Here is a 16,967-nt window from a genome sequence, read left to right as displayed (position 1 = left end):
TACCGCGTCGCGAGGTCACGGCGGGCGTCGGTTTCTCCGACTTTTGGCGTCTTGTGTGGGCGCAGCCTGCTGTGTATCTTGATCAGCCTTTGGCCGTTTGTGCGGCCACGACCCGTATTTTCAGGATCCGCCGGTTACGAGCGAATCCTTTGTTTTGTAAAGCTTTTATATAAAAAATTGAGGAGCACATCGATGCGCGTCATTCTGCTGGGAGCTCCCGGGGCCGGTAAAGGTACTCAGGCAAAGTTCATCACCGAGAAATTCGGCATTCCGCAAATCTCCACCGGCGACATGCTACGTGCTGCGGTCAAGGCTGGCACTCCACTGGGCGTGCAAGCCAAGAGCATCATGGATGCCGGCGGCCTGGTGTCGGATGACCTGATCATCGCGCTGGTCAAGGACCGCATCGCTCAACCTGATTGCGCCAACGGTTTCCTGTTCGACGGCTTCCCGCGCACCATTCCGCAGGCTGAAGCACTGGTCACTGCCGGCGTCGAGCTGGATGCCGTGGTCGAGATCGCTGTAGAAGACGAAGAAATCGTCCAGCGCATCGCCGGTCGCCGTGTTCACGAAGCCAGCGGCCGCGTTTACCACATCGTCTACAACCCGCCGAAACTGGCTGGCAAGGACGACATCACCGGCGAAGAGCTGGTGCAGCGCAAGGACGACACTGAAGAAACCGTGCGTCATCGCCTGTCGGTCTACCATTCGCAGACCAAACCGCTGGTGGATTTCTATAAGAACCTTTCCGCCAACAACGGCGGTAAGCCAAAGTACAGCCACATCGAAGGCGTGGGTTCGGTCGATGCAATCACCGCCAAGGTGTTGGCCGCGCTGAGCTGAAAAGTCTGATCGGCTGCATCATCCACGGCCCGCTTGCGGGCCGTAGTTGTTTATACTGACGCACTTTTTTCCCCACCCCTGTTTTGGAAACATCGATGAGCACCTTGCTGGCCCTGGACACCGCGACTGAAGCTTGCTCCGTTGCCTTGCTGCATGACGGCAAGGTGACGAGCCATTACGAGGTGATCCCGCGTCTGCATGCGCAGAAGCTGCTGCCGATGATCCAGCAATTGCTCGCCGATGCGGGCACCACATTGCAAGCGGTCGACGCGATTGCCTTTGGCCGTGGCCCGGGCGCGTTCACCGGTGTGCGCATTGCCATCGGTGTGGTGCAGGGTTTGGCCTTTGCTCTGGATCGTCCGGTATTGCCGGTATCCAACCTTGCCGTGCTCGCCCAGCGTGCCTTTAGTGAGCAGGGTGTAAGTCAGGTCGCGGCTGCGATCGATGCGCGGATGGACGAAGTGTATTGGGGCTGCTACCGCGAGACGGCGGGGGAGATGCGTCTGGTTGGCGCCGAAGCGGTGCTGCCGCCGGAGGTGGCTGCGCTACCGGCCGATGCCACAGGTGACTGGTTCGGTGCCGGTACCGGTTGGGGTTATGGTGGGCGCATTGCGGTCAATCTGAGCGGCTCGGACGCCGGCATGCTGCCCCACGCCGAAGACCTGTTGACCCTGGCGCGTTTCGCCTGGGAGCGCGGTGAGGCGATCCCGGCAGATGATGCGCAACCGGTCTACCTGCGCGATAAAGTTGCCACCCCGAAAGCCCGCTGATTCGACACTTTCTCCTGTGGGAGCGAGCCTGCTCGCGAAGGCTTCTGGTCAGTCAATGCATGTGTTGAATGTGCTGGACCCTTCGCGAGCAAGCTCGCTCCCACAGGTTTGCTGGTCACATACAAATATCGCCAATCGTCAGTTTCTGCCCCCTCGCTTAAAACCTTTTGCGCTTTATGTGTTCTAGTTATCACTCGGCGGTTTGCTAAGTCGGTCAAGTGCCGCTAAATTGCCATCATTGATACCGAGCATGACATTATGCGTATAGACGGCGTTTCCACTCAGTCCTACCCCATCAAGCGCAAGCCGCGTAAAGGCAATGCGGCGCTGGATGAATCCGTCGACATCATCGACGGCGAGCTGGAATTCCCGAGCGAAGAGCAGATGGCCGCTCGTGCCGCTCAAGCCACCGCGCAACGCCTGAGCAACCTGCCTGCCCGTCAACAAGACATGATCTACCACCGCGCGATGAAGAAAAGCGTAGCCATGGCCCTGGCCAGCTACCTGAGCACCGCCGGTTTTGTCGATTGGGACGCAGACGTGCTGGGCCTCGATCTGTATATCTGATGGATCTGCCTTACTACCTCGGTTGCCCGTCCTGGAGCGAAAATGCCTGGCGCGAGTATCTGTATCCGGTAGACGCAAAAACCTCCGACTTTCTCGCTCTCTACTGCCAGGTGTTCAACGCCGTCGAAGGCAACACCACCTTCTACGCCAGTCCATCGCCGGCTACCGTCCAGCGCTGGGCCGAGATCATGCCGGCACACTTTCGCTTCACTGCCAAATTCCCCGGCGACATCAGTCACAGTGGCGACTTGCGTGAGCAACTGACCGCTGCCGAAACCTTCCTGCAATTACTCAAGCCGTTAGGCGAACGTGTTTCGCCGCTGTGGCTGCAACTGTCGAAAAGCTTCACGCCGCAGCGTCTGCCGGAACTGGCGGCGTTTATCGATGCGCTGGATTGCCCGCTCGCGGTCGAGGTGCGCAATGAACAGTTCTTCGCCAAGGGCGAGAGCGAGCGTCTGCTCAATCGTCTGTTGCTGGATCGCGGTGTCGAGCGCATCTGTCTTGACCCGCGCGCGCTGTTCAGTTGCTTGTCGACCGAGTCCTCGGTGATCCACGCGCAGTCGAAAAAGCCGCGTGTACCGACCCGTCCGGCGGCGTTCACGCAGTTTCCGCAGGTGCGTTTCATCGGCCATCCCGAGCTTGAGGCCAACGATGCGTTTCTTGTGCCGTGGGTGGCGAAAGTCGCTGAATGGATCGAAGAGGGCCGCACGCCCTACGTCTTTCTGCATACCGCCGACAACCTGTTGGCAGCGAAACTGGCGCAACGTTTTCACGCACAACTGATGCAATGTTTGCCTGGCTTGCCCGCGCTGCCTGAGCTATACAGAGAACCCGCCGCCGAGCAGCTTGGCTTGCTCTGAGGCGGGTTTTTTCTGCCCGGGAGCCCGTCGATGAACGTCCAAGTCAGTCAACAGCAACTCCTCAAAGCCCAAGCCTTCAAGGCCCTGCATGATCGCCAGGGGAGCTTCGTGATTCCCAATCCGTGGGATGCCGGCTCGGCGAAGATGCTCGCCAGTCTTGGCTATCAGGCCTTGGCTACCACCAGCGCCGGTTACGCGTTTTCCCAGGGCAAGGCTGATGGCGCGTTGAGTCTCGACGAGACCCTGGCCAATGTCCGCGCGATTGTCGCAGCGACGGATTTGCCGGTGGCGGTGGATCTGGAAAACGGCTTTGCCGATGATCCGCTGGAGTCTGCGCAGAGTCTTCTCCGTGCCGCCGAGGCGGGCGCGGTGGGCGGGTCGATCGAGGACGCTACGGGACGTCCGGACGCGCCGATCTATTGCTTCGAACACGCCGTCGCACGGATTGAAGCCGCCGTCGCGGCGGTGCGCACCCTGCCGTTTCCCTTCATCCTCACGGCTCGCGCGGAAAATTACCTGTACGGTAATCCCGACCTCGACGACACCATTCGCCGTTTGCAGGCATTTGCCGAAGCGGGTGCCGACGTGCTCTATGCGCCGGGTTTGCGCAGCGCCGAAGAAGTGCTGGCAGTGGTGCGAGCCGTGGCGCCGAAGCCGATCAACGTGTTGATGTCTGGCGGTTTGAAACTGACCGTGCAACAGCTCGAGGAACTGGGCGTACGCCGCATCAGCACCGGCTCGGCACTGGCGCTGGCGGCGTTCGGCGAGTTCTTCCGCGCGGCTGAAGAAATCCAGCAATCCGGCACCTTTGGCTTCACGTCACAGTCGATGCCGTACGCCAAAGCCAATCAATTCTTCAAGGACTGAGCATGGGACGTTGGCTGTTCTGGTTGCTGTTGCTCGCGATGGGTGGTGCAGCGGTAAGTGTCTGGCGCGGCTGGCTGGAGGTGCCGCCGCAGTGGAACCCTTGGGCGCCATTGGACATAAAAGCCGCGCCCAACTGGCTGACCGGTTACAAACTCCTGCGCCTGCGCAGTGATCCTGAGCTTTGCGCACAGGCATTGAGCAGCTCGGATCTGCGCGTCAGCCCCCAAGCCGACAGCCCGGGCGCCAAGTGTCCGCTGATCGGTGCTCTGCGGGTGCAGGGCGGTGGAGTGGCGCTGAGCAGCAGTTTCATCGCCAGTTGCCCGCTGGCGGTGGCCTACGCAATGTTTGAACACCACACCCTGCAACCGGCGGCGCAATCGGTTTACGGCCAGAAGATCGCGCGGCTCGATCACCTCGGCAGCTTCGCCTGTCGCAATGTCTACAACCGTGAGAGCGGTGCCCTTAGCCGACATGCGAGTGCCGACGCGCTGGACATCGCCGGTTTCCGCCTGGCTGACGGACGCACGATCAGCGTGCTCAAGGATTGGCCCAAGCAGAATCAGGACGCAGAGTTTCTGCGCCAGCTGCGTGACGGCGCCTGTGAGTCATTCAGTGTGGTGTTGAGTCCGGACTACAACGCCGCTCATCACAATCACTTTCATGTCGATGTCGGGCGCTGGAGCGTGTGTCGCTGAGGATCAGGCGGCGAGGCGCAGGTTCTGCAGGACGATCGGGCGCGCCCAGCCATTATCGAAGTCCAGGGCTTTCTGTTGCTCGACGATTTCTTCCGGCGGGAACGGCGGGTAAGGCTTCTGCAGCAAGTCCAGGTCGAACTCTGCAATCGGCAGGTACAGCGGACGTTTCTGCGGAGCAGGGCCTGGCTCCGGCACTGGCTGGCCATTGTTGATCACAATCGGGCGTACCCAGCTGCTGTCGAAATCCTGTTGCTCTTGCTGAGCCTTGAGTTCTTCTGGCGGGAACGGTGGGAACGGCTTGTCCAGCAGCTCCATTTCGAACTCGGCGATCGGCAGGAACAGTGGCTCCGGCGGGCGAACCTGGGTTTCGACCACGTCGCACTCACGCTGGCTGACGATGTGCGCGTGCAGCTCGCTGCCAACGGTTGGTTCTTCCGGGCTGTTCAGGTCAACCGGTGGAAACGTGCCACAGGCAGGCACCACTTCACTCGTCTGTTCGGCCAGGGCCTGGGCAAAGAAATCCTGCCACAGGTGACTGACGCCGCTCAGTGCTTGAGTGTTATGACGGCTGAAGTCGCCATGGGGCGAAACGTAGCCAATCGATGTGGGAAGAATGCCTGACATTTTTTTCGGTTGACGCTCAGCTCTGGCAAAATGCGCGTTGAATGGTTTATCGGCGGTTTTTGTCGATCCTTAACTTTTTTGAGCGTTTTTTCATGATCGAGTCACCCGCGGCCTGCCGCATCCATCTCCAGGCCCTCGCCCCAGCGTTTCAAACGCAAGCCGCACACTGGGCCGAACGTCTCGGCCTGCCGCTCGGCGAGGCCGACGGTGAGTTCGCCTTGCAGGTCGGCGAGCAGGGTTTGCAGTTGCAGCAGCTTGGCCCGGACGCCCCGGGACCGGTGCGGGTCGATTTCGTCGAAGGCGGCGCGGCGCATCGTCGTTTGTATGGCGGCGGCAGCGGGCAGATGATTGCCAAGGCTGTCGGCATCGCCCAAGGCGTGCGCCCGCGCGTCCTCGATGCCACGGCGGGGCTGGGCAAGGACGCGTTTGTGTTGGCCAGTCTCGGTTGTGAAATGAGCCTGATCGAGCGCCAGCCGCTGATCGGCGCACTGCTTGAGGACGGCTTGGCCCGGGCGGCAGAAGATTTCGATGTAGCGCCGATCGTGGCGCGGATGAAATTGCTCAAGGGCAACTCCATCGAAGTGATGCGCAGTTGGGAAGGGGAGGCGCCGCAGGTGATCTACCTCGACCCGATGTTCCCGCATCGCGAGAAAACCGCGCTGGTGAAAAAGGAAATGCGCCTGTTCCGCCCGCTGGTCGGCGATGACCCGGATGCCCCGGCCCTGCTTGAAGCCGCGCTGGCGCTGGCCACGCACCGGGTGGTGGTCAAGCGCCCGCGCAAGGCACCGTGCATCGAGGGGCCGAAACCGAGCCATGCGCTGGATGGCAAATCGAGCCGGTATGACATTTATCCGAAGAAAGCGCTGAAGCCTTAGAAGCAGCTGCAAGCTGCAAGCTACAAGCCAGAGCCAATTCACTGCTTTTGCTTTTGCTTTTTCTTGCAGCTTGTAGCTAGAAGCTCGCAGCTGCTCCTCCCCCATAGGCCCTCATAAACAACCCCACCACCTCCCGCACATGCCGTTCCGCTGCCTCTCCGGTCAGCGGCTCGCCGCAGCCGTACAACAAACGAAAATTTCCCGCGCCTTTGATCAGGCAGAAGAAGTGCTCGGCGGCGTTGCGTGGCTGGTCGATGCTCAGCGCGCCGGTTGCATGGATTTTCGTCAGCAGACCTTCCATGCCGTTGACCACGCGCTCTGGGCCGGCCTCGAAGAAAATCAGAGACAGCTTCGGGTCCTGACTGCCCAGCGCCATGATCAGGCGGTGCAGGTTCACTGATTCATCGCTGTTGATCAGTTGGTGGAAGCCCCGGGCAATGTTCAGCAATACATTTTCCACCGCGATGCCGTCCGGCAATTCGAAGAACAGCGGTGGCAATTGTTCCTCGCATTTGGCGACGACGGCGGCGGAGAACAGCGTCTCCTTGTCGTTGAAATGGCTGTAGACCGTCAGCTTCGACACGCCGGCCTCGCTGGCCACCGCGTCCATGCTGGTGTTGGCGTAGCCATGGCAGAGAAACAGGGTTTTCGCCGCATCGAGGATCGCCTGGCGCTTGGCCAGATCCTTGGGGCGGCCCGGGCCGTTTGGAGCTGAAAGATTGTTCGACATTCTTCGCTTTTAATACTGGACTGGTGAGTTTGCTATTAATACCATACCCGCCAGTATAAATATTCCAAGCCTCATTCGCGAAAGGTCCGTCACCATGTTCCGCCATGCGTTGTCCTTTGCCGTGCCAGTCAGTCTGGCGTTCCTGTTATCGGCGTGCGGTCAGGAAGAGGTGACCAAAGTCACCGTACGCCCGGCCATGGTGGTACAGCCCGAGCCTTCGGCGCAGGCGATGGAAAGTTATCCGGGCGAGGTGCGAGCCCGCTATGAGCCTGATCTGGCGTTCCGCATCGGCGGCAAAGTCAGCCGACGATTGGTCGACGAAGGCCAGCGCGTCAAGGCCGATCAGCCCCTGGCCGAACTCGACCCGCAGGACGTGCGTCTGCAACTGGAAGCCACCCGCGCGCAGGTTGCCGCCGCCGAGGCCAATCTGAACCTGGTCCGCGCCGAACGGGATCGCTATAAAACCCTGATGGATCGGCAGATGGTCAGCCGCTCGGCCTACGACAACGCCGAAAATCTATATCGCTCTGGCGAAGCCCGCCTTAAACAAATCAAAGCCGAATTCAACGTTTCGACCAACCAGGCCAGTTACGCGGTGCTGCGTGCGCCACAGGATGGTGTGGTGGCCAAGCGTTCGGTGGAAGTCGGTCAAGTGGTCGCTGCCGGGCAAACCGTGTTCACCCTTGCCACCGATGGTGAGCGCGAAGTGTTGATCAGCCTGCCGGAGCAAAGCTTTGGCCGCTTCAAGGTTGGTCAGCCGGTTACCGTGGAATTGTGGGCACAGCAGAATCAACGCTTCGCCGGGCAGATCCGCGAGTTGTCCCCGTCCGCCGATCCGCGCTCACGCACTTTTGCTGCGCGTATCTCGTTCACCAGCGGCAAAGTCCCGGCTGAACTGGGGCAGAGCGCCCGGGTATTTGTGCAATCGGCCGACAATGTCTCGTTATCGATACCGCTTTCCGCGCTGACCGCTGAAAACGGCGCGACTTACGTCTGGGTGGTCAACGGCAACAACACGTTGAAGAAAACTCCGGTACGGGTCGGTCCGTTCGGCGAAAAGAGCGTGGCGGTGCTTGAAGGCCTGAATGCCAGCGATTGGGTGGTGGCTGCCGGCGTTCACGTATTGCTCGACGGCCAGCAGGTGCGGCCAGTGGATCGCTCCAATCGTGTGGTCAATCTGGCGAACAAGGAGTAAGCCCCGATGCGCTTCAACCTCTCCGAATGGGCGTTGCGTAATCGCCAGATCGTACTGTTCCTGATGCTTTTGCTCGCCGTTGTCGGCGCGTTGTCCTACACCAAACTCGGCCAGAGTGAAGACCCGCCGTTCACTTTCAAGGCGATGGTCATTCAGACCCGCTGGCCCGGTGCGACCGCGCAGGAGGTCTCGCGCCAGGTCACTGAACGTATCGAAAAGAAGCTGATGGAAACCGGCGAGTACGAACGCATCATGTCGTTCTCACGCCCCGGTGAATCCCAGGTCACCTTCATCGCCCGCGACTCGATGCACTCCAAGCAGATCCCTGATCTCTGGTACCAGTTGCGCAAGAAGGTCGGCGACATCCGCCAGACTTTGCCGCCGGGGATCCAGGGGCCGTTCTTCAACGATGAGTTCGGCACCACCTTCGGCAATATCTATGCGTTGACCGGCGATGGCTTCGACTACGCCGTGCTCAAGGATTACGCCGACCGCATCCAGATCCAGCTGCAACGGGTCAAGGACGTCGGCAAGGTCGAACTGCTTGGGTTGCAGGATGAGAAAATCTGGGTCGAGCTGTCCAACGTCAAGCTCGCCACCCTCGGCTTGCCGCTGGCGGCGGTGCAGCAGGCGCTGGAGGAACAGAACGCGGTGTCCACGGCGGGGTTCTTCGAAACCGGCAGCGAGCGCTTGCAGCTACGCGTCTCGGGGAATTTTCAGACAGTCGATGAGATAAAGAACTTTCCGATCCGCGTCGCCGATCGTACGTTCCGCATCTCCGATATCGCCGATGTGCGTCGCGGTTTCAGCGACCCACCGGCGCCGCGCATGCGTTTCATGGGCGACGACGCGATCGGTTTGGCCGTGGCGATGAAGGATGGCGGCGACATTCTGGTCCTGGGCAAGGCACTGGAGGGCGAGTTCTCGCGGATCCAGAAAAACCTCCCGGCCGGCATGCAGTTGCGCAAGGTGTCCGATCAGCCGGCAGCGGTAAAAACCGGCGTCGGCGAGTTCGTCCAGGTGTTGGTCGAGGCGTTGGCGATCGTCTTGCTGGTGAGCTTCTTTTCCCTCGGCGTGCGCACCGGCATGGTCGTCGCGCTGACCATTCCGCTGGTGCTGGCGATGACCTTCGCTTGCATGTATTACCTCGGCATCGGTCTGCACAAGATTTCCCTCGGTGCGCTGGTGCTGGCGCTGGGCTTGTTGGTGGATGACGCGATCATTGCCGTGGAAATGATGGCGATCAAAATGGAGCAGGGCTTCGACCGCATTCGCGCAGCGAGTTATGCCTGGACCAGCACCGCGTTCCCGATGCTCACCGGCACGTTGATCACCGCCGCCGGCTTCCTGCCGATTGCCACTGCGCAGTCCGGCACCGGCGAATACACCCGTTCGATTTTCCAGGTGGTGACCATTGCCTTGCTCGCCTCATGGGTCGCGGCGGTGATGTTCGTGCCGTATCTGGGGGAAAAACTCCTGCCGGATCTGGCGAAAATTCACGCGGCAAAACACGGCACTGGCGATGGTCAACCGGATCCGTATGCGACGCCGTTCTATCAGCGCGTCCGGCGTCTGGTGGAGTGGTGCGTGGCGCATCGCAAGACTGTGATCGTGCTGACTGTGGGCCTGTTCATTGCCTCGGTGATGCTGTTCCGTTTCGTCCCGCAGCAGTTCTTCCCGGCTTCCAACCGGCTGGAGTTGATGGTCGACCTGAAACTGGCCGAAGGCGTTTCGCTGGCCAACACCACCAGTGAAGTCAAACGCCTCGAAGCGCTGCTCAAGGAGCACGCCGGCATCGACAATTACGTCGCCTATGTGGGCACCGGTTCGCCGCGTTTCTATCTGCCGCTGGATCAGCAACTGCCAGCGGCGAGTTTTGCCCAGTTTGTGGTGTTGGCGAAAACCATCGAAGAGCGCGAGTCGCTGCGCAGCTGGTTGATCGAAACCCTCAACGAACAGTTCCCGGCTCTGCGTTCGCGGGTCACCCGTTTGGAAAACGGCCCGCCGGTTGGCTATCCGGTGCAGTTCCGCGTCACGGGCGAGCACATCGAAGAAGTCCGTGCGTTGGCGCGCAAGGTGGCAGCAAAGGTTCGCGAGAATCCGCATGTGGTCAATGTGCACCTGGACTGGGAGGAACCGAGCAAAGTTGTTTATCTGAACATCGATCAGGATCGCGCCCGCGCCCTCGGTGTGAGCACCGCCAATCTGGCGAAATTCCTGCAGAGTTCGCTGGTCGGCTCGACGGTCAGCCAGTACCGCGAAGACAACGAATTGATCGAGATTCTGCTGCGCGGCACCGTGCACGAGCGCACTGAATTGTCGTTGTTGCCGAGCCTTGCGGTGCCGACGGATAACGGTCGCAGTGTGGCGTTGTCGCAGATTGCCACGCTGGAATACGGCTTCGAGGAAGGCATCATCTGGCACCGCAACCGCCTGCCGAACGTGACCGTACGCGCTGACATTTATGGCAAGGAGCAACCGGCGACGCTGGTCAAACAGATCATGCCGACGCTGGACCCGATTCGCGCTGAGTTGCCCGATGGTTATCTGCTGGATGTCGGCGGCACGGTGGAGGATTCCGAGCGCGGACAGAAGTCGGTGAATGCCGGGGTGCCGATGTTCATTGTCGTGGTGCTGACCTTGCTGATGGTGCAGTTGCGCAGTTTCTCGCGCACGGCGATGGTGTTTCTCACCGCGCCACTGGGCCTGATCGGGGTGACCCTGTTTCTGATGGTGTTCCGCCAGCCGTTCGGGTTTGTGGCGATGCTCGGGACCATCGCGTTGTCCGGGATGATCATGCGCAATTCGGTGATTCTGGTCGATCAGATCGAGCAGGATATTACATCGGGGCTCAGGCCCTGGCAGGCGATTATCGAGGCTACGGTGCGGCGCTTCAGGCCGATTGTGTTGACGGCGCTGGCGGCGGTACTGGCGATGATTCCGCTGTCGCGCAGTGTGTTTTTCGGGCCGATGGCGGTGGCGATCATGGGCGGGTTGATTGTTGCGACTGCGCTGACGCTGTTGTTTTTGCCGGCGTTGTATGCGGCCTGGTTTCGGGTGCGTAAGGAGGCTTGAGGTTTTTGTGTCGTGGCGGCCTTCGGGCCGACCATGACGTGGGGTTTTGGGTGTATATCCGTTGCTGTGGGTGTTGCTGATTACGGTTCCGCCCTTACGGCGGGTCACCTTTTTCAAACGCCAAAAAGGTAACCCAAAACGCTTGCTCCTACGTTCGGCCCTCGCAGGCTCGGGTTCCTTCGCTGCGGGATCGATCCGGGCGCAGCGGCTCCGGTTTGCTTCGCTGCACCTCCTTCCGCTGTGTCTGGCTGCGCCAGACGGTCGCTGCGCTCCCACGCCCGGATCAATCCCTCCACTCAGCCTTCCGACGTCGCCGGTGGATCAAGATCAAGAGCACTCGAGCTTGCGCTCATTGTTGAGTGGGGCGGCTTCGCCGCGGGCAGCTGTGCTGCTTTGCTTTTGCTTTTGTGGGAGCGAGCCTGCTCGCGAAGGCGGCCTGACAGCCGACCAGATTTTCCCGGATGCCACGATTCCAGTTGCAGGAGCGAGCCTGCTCGCGATGCCGCCCTCTCGGCCAACCATTCTCCATCAGATGTACTCGATCTCCTGTGGGAGCGAGCTTGCTCGCGAAGGCGGTCTGACAGCCAATTCATTTCGAATCGCCAATTCACGCTGCCTTCCTACAGCTTTTTCAGAATCCTCCGATCTTGAGGCGCTGGCCGTCCAATGCTGTACTCCGGGTTCTGCTTTTCCGAGTCCTTGAGTCTGTCTGATGAAGAAACCACCGACAATAGCCGGCAGAACGGATCCTGTTTTCGACCTGTTGGCCCGCTCGCCACACAAGCAACGACTTGCGGATTATCTGGCGCTGCTCAAGCCGCTCGATGATCAGGGGCGCTATCTGCCATTCGAGGCGTTGCGCTTTCGCTGGGCGGTAGGGTTGGACGCGAATCTTTGTTGGGCGTTGGTGAAGAAGGCGCGGGCGGCCCAGTACATTCATTTGTTGCCGTTGGGCGAGCCGGTGCAGTGGGGCAAATACGTGCCAACGCCGTTGGCGCAGAAAACCTTGGCTGTGGTGGATCGTTACGCCAGTACGGCCGCGCTGGATTACATGACCAGTCAGATCGGTGAGCGGGCGCATTTCTCTTGTCTGCTCAATGACCTGATCGAAGACGAAGCCATCGCCAGTAGCCAGTTGGAGGGCGCGGCGACCACTACTCGTGTTGCCAAGGACATGCTCAAGCATCAGCGCCAGCCGCGGACGCCGGATGAGCGCATGGTAATGGGTAATTATCGAATGATGAATTTCGCTTGGGAAAAGCGTTATGAACCTCTGAGCATTGAGCTGATTGCAGAGATCCATCGAGTGGGTGTGGAGGGGATCGATGACGAGCAGTATTCCCCCGGATTGTTCCGGACCAATGATGAGGTGGTTGTTCAGGATGGTTCAGGCAACACCGTGCACCGACCACCTCCTGCTGCAGGATTGGTTGCGCGGTTGGCGAGGTTGTCCGCCTGGATCAACCGGCCCGCTGCCTCGATTCTGGACAAAAATTATCTGCATCCACTGATCAAGGCCGTGACGCTGCATTTCGCCATGGGTTATGAACATCCGTTTCGCGACGGTAACGGGCGGGTCGCGAGAGCCTTGTTTTACTGGTTCATGTTCAAACATGAGTTCGCGGCGTTTCGCTACATTGCGATCAGTCTGCTGCTGCGCAATGCACCGGTGAAATACGGACGCTCCTACCTGCACACCGAGGCAGATGAGCTGGATCTGACTTATTTCATCGAGTTTCAATGCGCGGTGATTTTGCGAGCCGTGGTCGGTTTTATAACTGTGTACCGCAAGAGTCTGGCAGACACTCAGGACTTTGAGCGCTGGCTGACGAGCTCTGGCGTAATTGCTCAACTGACGGAACGGCAGCGCGCGGTTTATCAGGTGGCTAAAAGCGGGGAGGCGAAGGAGTTTACGGCGAGCAATGTCGCGGAAAATTTTTCCTGCTCGGGTAGCGAGGCGGCGTCGATTCTGGAAGAGCTGGACCAATTGCAGCTTTTTGAGAGAAGGAAGATGGGGCGGGAGTGGGTGTTTTTTTTACGAAGTTCTTTACGTGGAGGCAAGCATGGGAGCGAATTGAATCGCCCCCATGTTGTAACGACTTAAAGCGTACCAAACACCTTCTTCGCCAGACTCGTCGCCGCAGCGGCAGGGTTCTGACGAATCGTTTCTTCCTGCTTGCCAATCATCTCGAACAAACCATTGAGCGCCTGTTCGGTAACGTAGCTTTCAACGTTGGCGCTCTTGGCGTCGACGACACCGAAAGCCGCAGCTTGACCTGCAAAGGCGTTGTACTTCTGCGCGACGCCGACCTTGTCGGTGGCTTGCTTGACGATGGGCAGGAATTTCGCGCGGATCTGTTCGCGGCTGGATTTGTTCAGGTATTGGGTCGCCGAATCGTTGCCGCCGCTGAGGATGCCTTTGGCGTCGGCCACGCTCATTTTCTTTACTGCATCGACGAGGATGGGCTGGGCCTGGGTCACGGCGGATTCGGCGGCTTTGTTCATCGCGGTTTCCAGTTCTTCGACCTGGGCGCCCATGCCGAAGGCTTTCATCTTGCTCGCGGCTTTGCCGAGTTTGCCCGGCAGTTCGATTTTCACTTCGGGGTTGTTGCTGAAGCCGCCCGGGGTGCCGAGTTGTTTCACGGCGATCTGGGCGCCTTGGGTCAGGGCGTCCTTGAGGCCGCCGGTGGCGTCTTGTTGCGACAGGTCGTTGAGCGACAAGGCCAAGGCGTTGGCGGAGATCAGCAGACCGGCGCAGGCGGCGGCGAAGCGAAGGGTAGGGCGGCGCATGGCGGCTTCCTTGTGGCGAAAAATGGATTAACGAACGGCGTCGACGCGAATTTTCAGCGGCTGCGGGTCGTTGCCGTCGAGTTGCACGGCGTGGTTTTCGGTGGTGATGAACATCAGCTCGCCGTTGACTTCAATGCGCGCGCTGACCGAGTAACGGTGGCCGGATTTGACCTGCGCCGGATCGTAGCTCAAATGAAACGGCAGCGGCACCTGGCTTTTGATCGGGCCGTTCTGTTCGGCGAGGACGATGGCCGGTGCATCGGCCAGCGACACGTCCTGCAGGCTGACGCTCAGGGTCGCGCTCGGGGGCAGGGCGATGCGTTGCAGGTAGAAGACTTCGCCGTCGAGGCTGGCCTTGCCGGCGGGGGTGGTTGATTGGCAGGCGCTGAGCAGGGTGGCGGCGGCGAGGGTCAACAGTTTTTTCATGGGTGAATCTCCTTTCAATGTGGGAGCGAGCCTGCTCGCGAAAGCGCTGGGTCAGTCAAACTAAATGTCGACTGACATTCCGTCTTCGCGAGCAGGCTCGCTCCCACAGGGGTAAGGCTTCAAGCCTCAGGCTGTGGCGTGATCTGATCCGCCGCATCTTCACTGCGGTGCAGCGCGACCTGGCGGATCGACAGGCGAATCTCCGCCGGCAACACGCGCTTGGCCGCGCCTTCGGCCAGCTCGCCGAGCAGTTCGTGGTAGCTGAGCTTGCCGGCTTCGTCGCGGCGCAGGACGTCGAGGTCGAGCAGGGTCTGGATGAAGTGGCGGAACAGACTCTTGTCGAAAAACTCTGGGGCGTTCAGGCCATGGAGGATCGACAGACGCTGGGCCATGACCGTGCAGAGGTCTTCCAGCTCTTCGGCGCTGATGCTGTTCTGGCCGCTGTTGAGCAGCAAAGATACGGTCATGTAGAAGCGCTGCAGGGTCTGCGCGATGCTTTTCGACAGCAGTGTCAGCAGCACGAAATGCCGCGAACTCGGCGCCGGGCGCAGGTACAGGTCTTTCTCGAAACGTAGCAGGCCCTGCTCGACGAACGCTTCCAGCCACTGATCGATCACTGCGTCGAGTTCGTCCAGGTTCCAGCGGATGAACAGCTCCGATTGCAGGTACGGATACAGCGCGCGGGTGTAGCGCAGGATCTGCTCGCGGCTCATGCGCGAGGTGCTCTGGAAGAAACTCGCCAGCAACGACGGCAGAGCGAAAATGTGCAGGACGTTGTTGCGGTAGTAAGTCATCAGGACCGCGTTCTGCTCGTCCAGATACAGAATCTTGCCGAGCGCATCGTTCTGCTCGGCGAGCAGATCCATGTCTTTCACATGCTTGATCAGCGCCCGGCCATCGCCTTCCGGCAAGGTGGTGTGTGGCGAATACGGGACTTTGCGCAGCAGCGCCAGATACAGATCCAGCACCCGCGCCATGGCCCGATCGTCCAGCGCCAGGCGCGTGGTCGACAGCAGGGCCAGCGCTACCAGATTCACCGGATTGATCGCCGCCGCTTCGTTGAGGTGCCGGGCGACTTTCTCGCCGAGGCGGTTGGTGGTTTCGTTGAGCCACGCCGGTTTGAACTGCGGGCCGAGCTCCTGCTGGCGCCAGTCCGGTTGCTCGGCGTCGAGAAATTCGGCCAGTTTGATCGGCTCACCGAAGTTGACCGCGACCTGACCGAAGCGCTGCTTGAGCGCGCCGATCACTTTGAAAATATCGAAGATCGATTCTTTTTTCTTGCTCGCCCCACGCAGTTCGCCGAGGTAGGTGCGGCCTTCGAGCACGCGCTCGTATCCGATGTACACCGGCACGAAGACGATCGGCATCCGCGACGAACGCAGGAAACTGCGCAGGGTGATCGCGAGCATGCCGGTTTTCGGTTGCAGCATGCGCCCGGTGCGCGAGCGACCGCCCTCGACGAAATACTCGACCGGGAAACCTTTGGTGAACAGCGTGTGCAGGTATTCGTTGAACACCGAGGTGTACAACGGATTGCCCTTGAAGGTGCGGCGCATGAAGAACGCACCGCCGCGACGCAGCAGGCTGCCAATCACCGGCATGTTCAGGTTGATCCCGGCAGCAATGTGCGGCGGGGTCAGGCCGTTGCGGAACAGCAGATAGGAAAGCAGCAGGTAATCGATGTGGCTGCGATGGCACGGCACGTAGATCACTTCGTGACCTTGCGCGACGTTCTGCACGCCCTCGATGTGGTTGACCTTGATGCCGTCGTAGATCTTGTTCCAGAACCAGCTCAGCACCACTTCGAGAAAACGGATCGCCGTGTAGGTGTAGTCCGAGGCGATCTCGTTGCCGTAGCGCAGGGCCTGGGCCTTGGCTTTTTCCGGGGAGATTTTTTCGCGCTCGGCTTCGTCGAGGATCGCCTGTTTGACCAACGGCTGATTGAGCAGGCCTTTGACCAGATTGCGCCGGTGGGAAATGTCGGGGCCGATCACCGCAGCTTTGAGATTGCGGAAGTGCACGCGCAGGATGCGCTGGGCCATGCGCACGGTGCGCTCGTGGCCCTTGTTGTGATCGATCAGTTCGCGCAGATGGATCGGCGCGGAAAACTGCACGCGGGTTTTACGCCCGAGGACGATGATGCTCAGCAGTCGGCGCAGGCGTCCGGTGACTGCCCAGCTGTCGGCGAACAACAGTTTCCACGGACTGTTTTCGCTGTCCGGGGACTGGCCCCAGAACACGCTGACCGGAATGATCTGCGCGTCTTCGGCAGCATTCTGAGTCAGCGCGCTGACCAGACGGGTGAGAGTCGGCGGCGCGCCGCGTTTGTCCTGGCGACCGAGCCAGTCCGGGTCCGGCGTCAAATAGAAAAACGCCGCTGGTTCGATGAGTGAACCCACCGACACCGCCAGCACCGGGCGTGGCAAACCGGCCTTGGTGCACTCTGTGTCAACCACCGCCAGATCGGTCAGCGAGGGGTTTTGCAGGACGTAGAACACCGGACGACTGCGGTCGAGGTTGAGGGTGAACGACGACTGATTGATGGTCTCGGAGCGAACCCAGAGATACAACAGGCGGCGCAGGGTGCCAAACACAAGACGGCGGAACGGGGAACGGGTCATACGGCTTCTGCGTGAGTGAATAAAACCGA

General features: G+C 60.3%; 15 protein-coding genes. 10 read left to right on the top strand and 5 right to left on the bottom strand.

Annotated features, from left to right (window positions below):
* The first annotated feature begins 192 nt into the window (after window positions 1-192).
* The 6 genes from adk (at window position 193) to AB4N47_RS17800 (ending at window position 4,602) form a co-directional block, all read left to right on the top strand.
* Window positions 193-843: an adenylate kinase gene (gene adk / locus AB4N47_RS17825; protein WP_024011750.1), complete on the top strand. Its 651-nt coding sequence runs from the start codon at window positions 193-195 to the stop codon at window positions 841-843.
* Between the two features lie 95 nt (window positions 844-938).
* Entirely contained in the window at window positions 939-1,613 is a 675-nt protein-coding gene (tsaB, locus tag AB4N47_RS17820; protein WP_186569528.1) for a tRNA (adenosine(37)-N6)-threonylcarbamoyltransferase complex dimerization subunit type 1 TsaB, read from the top strand.
* Window positions 1,614-1,871: 258 nt separating this feature from the next.
* Window positions 1,872-2,180, top strand: coding sequence for a hypothetical protein (locus tag AB4N47_RS17815; protein ID WP_042606956.1), 309 nt, complete (start codon window positions 1,872-1,874; stop codon window positions 2,178-2,180).
* Window positions 2,180-3,040, top strand: a complete 861-nt coding sequence (locus tag AB4N47_RS17810) for a DUF72 domain-containing protein (protein WP_341639177.1) — start codon at window positions 2,180-2,182, stop codon at window positions 3,038-3,040. The genes AB4N47_RS17815 and AB4N47_RS17810 overlap by 1 nt, the downstream gene beginning before the upstream one ends.
* A gap of 30 nt (window positions 3,041-3,070) precedes the next feature.
* Window positions 3,071-3,907, top strand: a complete 837-nt coding sequence (locus AB4N47_RS17805) for an isocitrate lyase/PEP mutase family protein (RefSeq protein ID WP_341639178.1) — start codon at window positions 3,071-3,073, stop codon at window positions 3,905-3,907.
* Between the two features lie 2 nt (window positions 3,908-3,909).
* Window positions 3,910-4,602 (top strand): extensin-like domain-containing protein, encoded by a 693-nt coding sequence (locus tag AB4N47_RS17800; RefSeq protein ID WP_341639179.1) that lies wholly within the window; start codon window positions 3,910-3,912, stop codon window positions 4,600-4,602.
* A 3-nt stretch (window positions 4,603-4,605) separates the two neighbouring features.
* Here the strand turns inward: AB4N47_RS17800 and AB4N47_RS17795 are convergent, their stop codons facing one another.
* A complete protein-coding gene (locus AB4N47_RS17795) occupies window positions 4,606-5,226 on the bottom strand; it encodes a hypothetical protein (RefSeq protein ID WP_056783179.1) in 621 nt (206 codons plus the stop codon).
* Between the two features lie 92 nt (window positions 5,227-5,318).
* Here AB4N47_RS17795 and AB4N47_RS17790 point away from each other — a divergent pair, with 92 nt between their 5' ends.
* Window positions 5,319-6,101 (top strand): class I SAM-dependent methyltransferase, encoded by a 783-nt coding sequence (locus AB4N47_RS17790; protein WP_445941218.1) that lies wholly within the window; start codon window positions 5,319-5,321, stop codon window positions 6,099-6,101.
* Between the two features lie 76 nt (window positions 6,102-6,177).
* Here the strand turns inward: AB4N47_RS17790 and AB4N47_RS17785 are convergent, their stop codons facing one another.
* The gene (locus AB4N47_RS17785) at window positions 6,178-6,831 is read right to left on the bottom strand and encodes a TetR/AcrR family transcriptional regulator (RefSeq protein WP_313870105.1); all 654 of its coding nucleotides are present in this window, start codon (window positions 6,829-6,831) and stop codon (window positions 6,178-6,180) included.
* A gap of 94 nt (window positions 6,832-6,925) precedes the next feature.
* Here AB4N47_RS17785 and AB4N47_RS17780 point away from each other — a divergent pair, with 94 nt between their 5' ends.
* The 3 genes from AB4N47_RS17780 (at window position 6,926) to AB4N47_RS17770 (ending at window position 13,205) form a co-directional block, all read left to right on the top strand.
* Window positions 6,926-8,026 (top strand): efflux RND transporter periplasmic adaptor subunit, encoded by a 1,101-nt coding sequence (locus AB4N47_RS17780; protein WP_071174527.1) that lies wholly within the window; start codon window positions 6,926-6,928, stop codon window positions 8,024-8,026.
* A gap of 6 nt (window positions 8,027-8,032) precedes the next feature.
* Window positions 8,033-11,101, top strand: a complete 3,069-nt coding sequence (locus tag AB4N47_RS17775; protein WP_341639180.1) for an efflux RND transporter permease subunit — start codon at window positions 8,033-8,035, stop codon at window positions 11,099-11,101.
* Between the two features lie 712 nt (window positions 11,102-11,813).
* A complete protein-coding gene (locus tag AB4N47_RS17770) occupies window positions 11,814-13,205 on the top strand; it encodes a Fic family protein (protein ID WP_341638560.1) in 1,392 nt (463 codons plus the stop codon).
* Here AB4N47_RS17770 and AB4N47_RS17765 read toward each other — a convergent pair.
* The 3 genes from AB4N47_RS17765 to plsB form a co-directional block, all read right to left on the bottom strand.
* Window positions 13,202-13,891, bottom strand: coding sequence for a DUF4197 domain-containing protein (locus AB4N47_RS17765; RefSeq protein WP_016771492.1), 690 nt, complete (start codon window positions 13,889-13,891; stop codon window positions 13,202-13,204). The two genes, AB4N47_RS17770 and AB4N47_RS17765, sit on opposite strands and share 4 nt — an antisense overlap.
* 27 nt (window positions 13,892-13,918) lie before the next feature.
* Entirely contained in the window at window positions 13,919-14,317 is a 399-nt protein-coding gene (locus tag AB4N47_RS17760; RefSeq protein ID WP_324174979.1) for a YbaY family lipoprotein, read from the bottom strand.
* A gap of 119 nt (window positions 14,318-14,436) precedes the next feature.
* Complete coding sequence (plsB, locus tag AB4N47_RS17755) at window positions 14,437-16,938, bottom strand: glycerol-3-phosphate 1-O-acyltransferase PlsB (RefSeq protein WP_341638561.1); 2,502 nt, start codon at window positions 16,936-16,938, stop codon at window positions 14,437-14,439.
* Between the last annotated feature and the right edge of the window lie 29 nt (window positions 16,939-16,967).

The sequence above is a fragment of the Pseudomonas sp. S3_G06 genome, from assembly GCF_054667565.1.
Note: the sequence above shows the minus strand (reverse complement) of the source record. Positions and strands in the feature narration are given on the sequence as shown.

Excerpts from the sequence above, each read along its gene's own strand:
- tsaB (WP_186569528.1), top strand. The coding sequence starts at position 939 with ATGAGCACCTTGCTGGCCCTGGACACCGCGACTGAAGCTTGCTCCGTT.
- AB4N47_RS17785 (WP_313870105.1), bottom strand. The coding sequence starts at position 6,831 with ATGTCGAACAATCTTTCAGCTCCAAACGGCCCGGGCCGCCCCAAGGAT.
- AB4N47_RS17795 (WP_056783179.1), bottom strand. The coding sequence starts at position 5,226 with ATGTCAGGCATTCTTCCCACATCGATTGGCTACGTTTCGCCCCATGGC.
- AB4N47_RS17805 (WP_341639178.1), top strand. The coding sequence starts at position 3,071 with ATGAACGTCCAAGTCAGTCAACAGCAACTCCTCAAAGCCCAAGCCTTC.
- AB4N47_RS17790 (WP_445941218.1), top strand. The coding sequence starts at position 5,319 with ATGATCGAGTCACCCGCGGCCTGCCGCATCCATCTCCAGGCCCTCGCC.
- AB4N47_RS17775 (WP_341639180.1), top strand. The coding sequence starts at position 8,033 with ATGCGCTTCAACCTCTCCGAATGGGCGTTGCGTAATCGCCAGATCGTA.
- AB4N47_RS17760 (WP_324174979.1), bottom strand. The coding sequence starts at position 14,317 with ATGAAAAAACTGTTGACCCTCGCCGCCGCCACCCTGCTCAGCGCCTGC.
- plsB (WP_341638561.1), bottom strand. The coding sequence starts at position 16,938 with ATGACCCGTTCCCCGTTCCGCCGTCTTGTGTTTGGCACCCTGCGCCGC.
- AB4N47_RS17815 (WP_042606956.1), top strand. The coding sequence starts at position 1,872 with ATGCGTATAGACGGCGTTTCCACTCAGTCCTACCCCATCAAGCGCAAG.
- AB4N47_RS17800 (WP_341639179.1), top strand. The coding sequence starts at position 3,910 with ATGGGACGTTGGCTGTTCTGGTTGCTGTTGCTCGCGATGGGTGGTGCA.
- adk (WP_024011750.1), top strand. The coding sequence starts at position 193 with ATGCGCGTCATTCTGCTGGGAGCTCCCGGGGCCGGTAAAGGTACTCAG.
- AB4N47_RS17770 (WP_341638560.1), top strand. The coding sequence starts at position 11,814 with ATGAAGAAACCACCGACAATAGCCGGCAGAACGGATCCTGTTTTCGAC.
- AB4N47_RS17780 (WP_071174527.1), top strand. The coding sequence starts at position 6,926 with ATGTTCCGCCATGCGTTGTCCTTTGCCGTGCCAGTCAGTCTGGCGTTC.
- AB4N47_RS17765 (WP_016771492.1), bottom strand. The coding sequence starts at position 13,891 with ATGCGCCGCCCTACCCTTCGCTTCGCCGCCGCCTGCGCCGGTCTGCTG.
- AB4N47_RS17810 (WP_341639177.1), top strand. The coding sequence starts at position 2,180 with ATGGATCTGCCTTACTACCTCGGTTGCCCGTCCTGGAGCGAAAATGCC.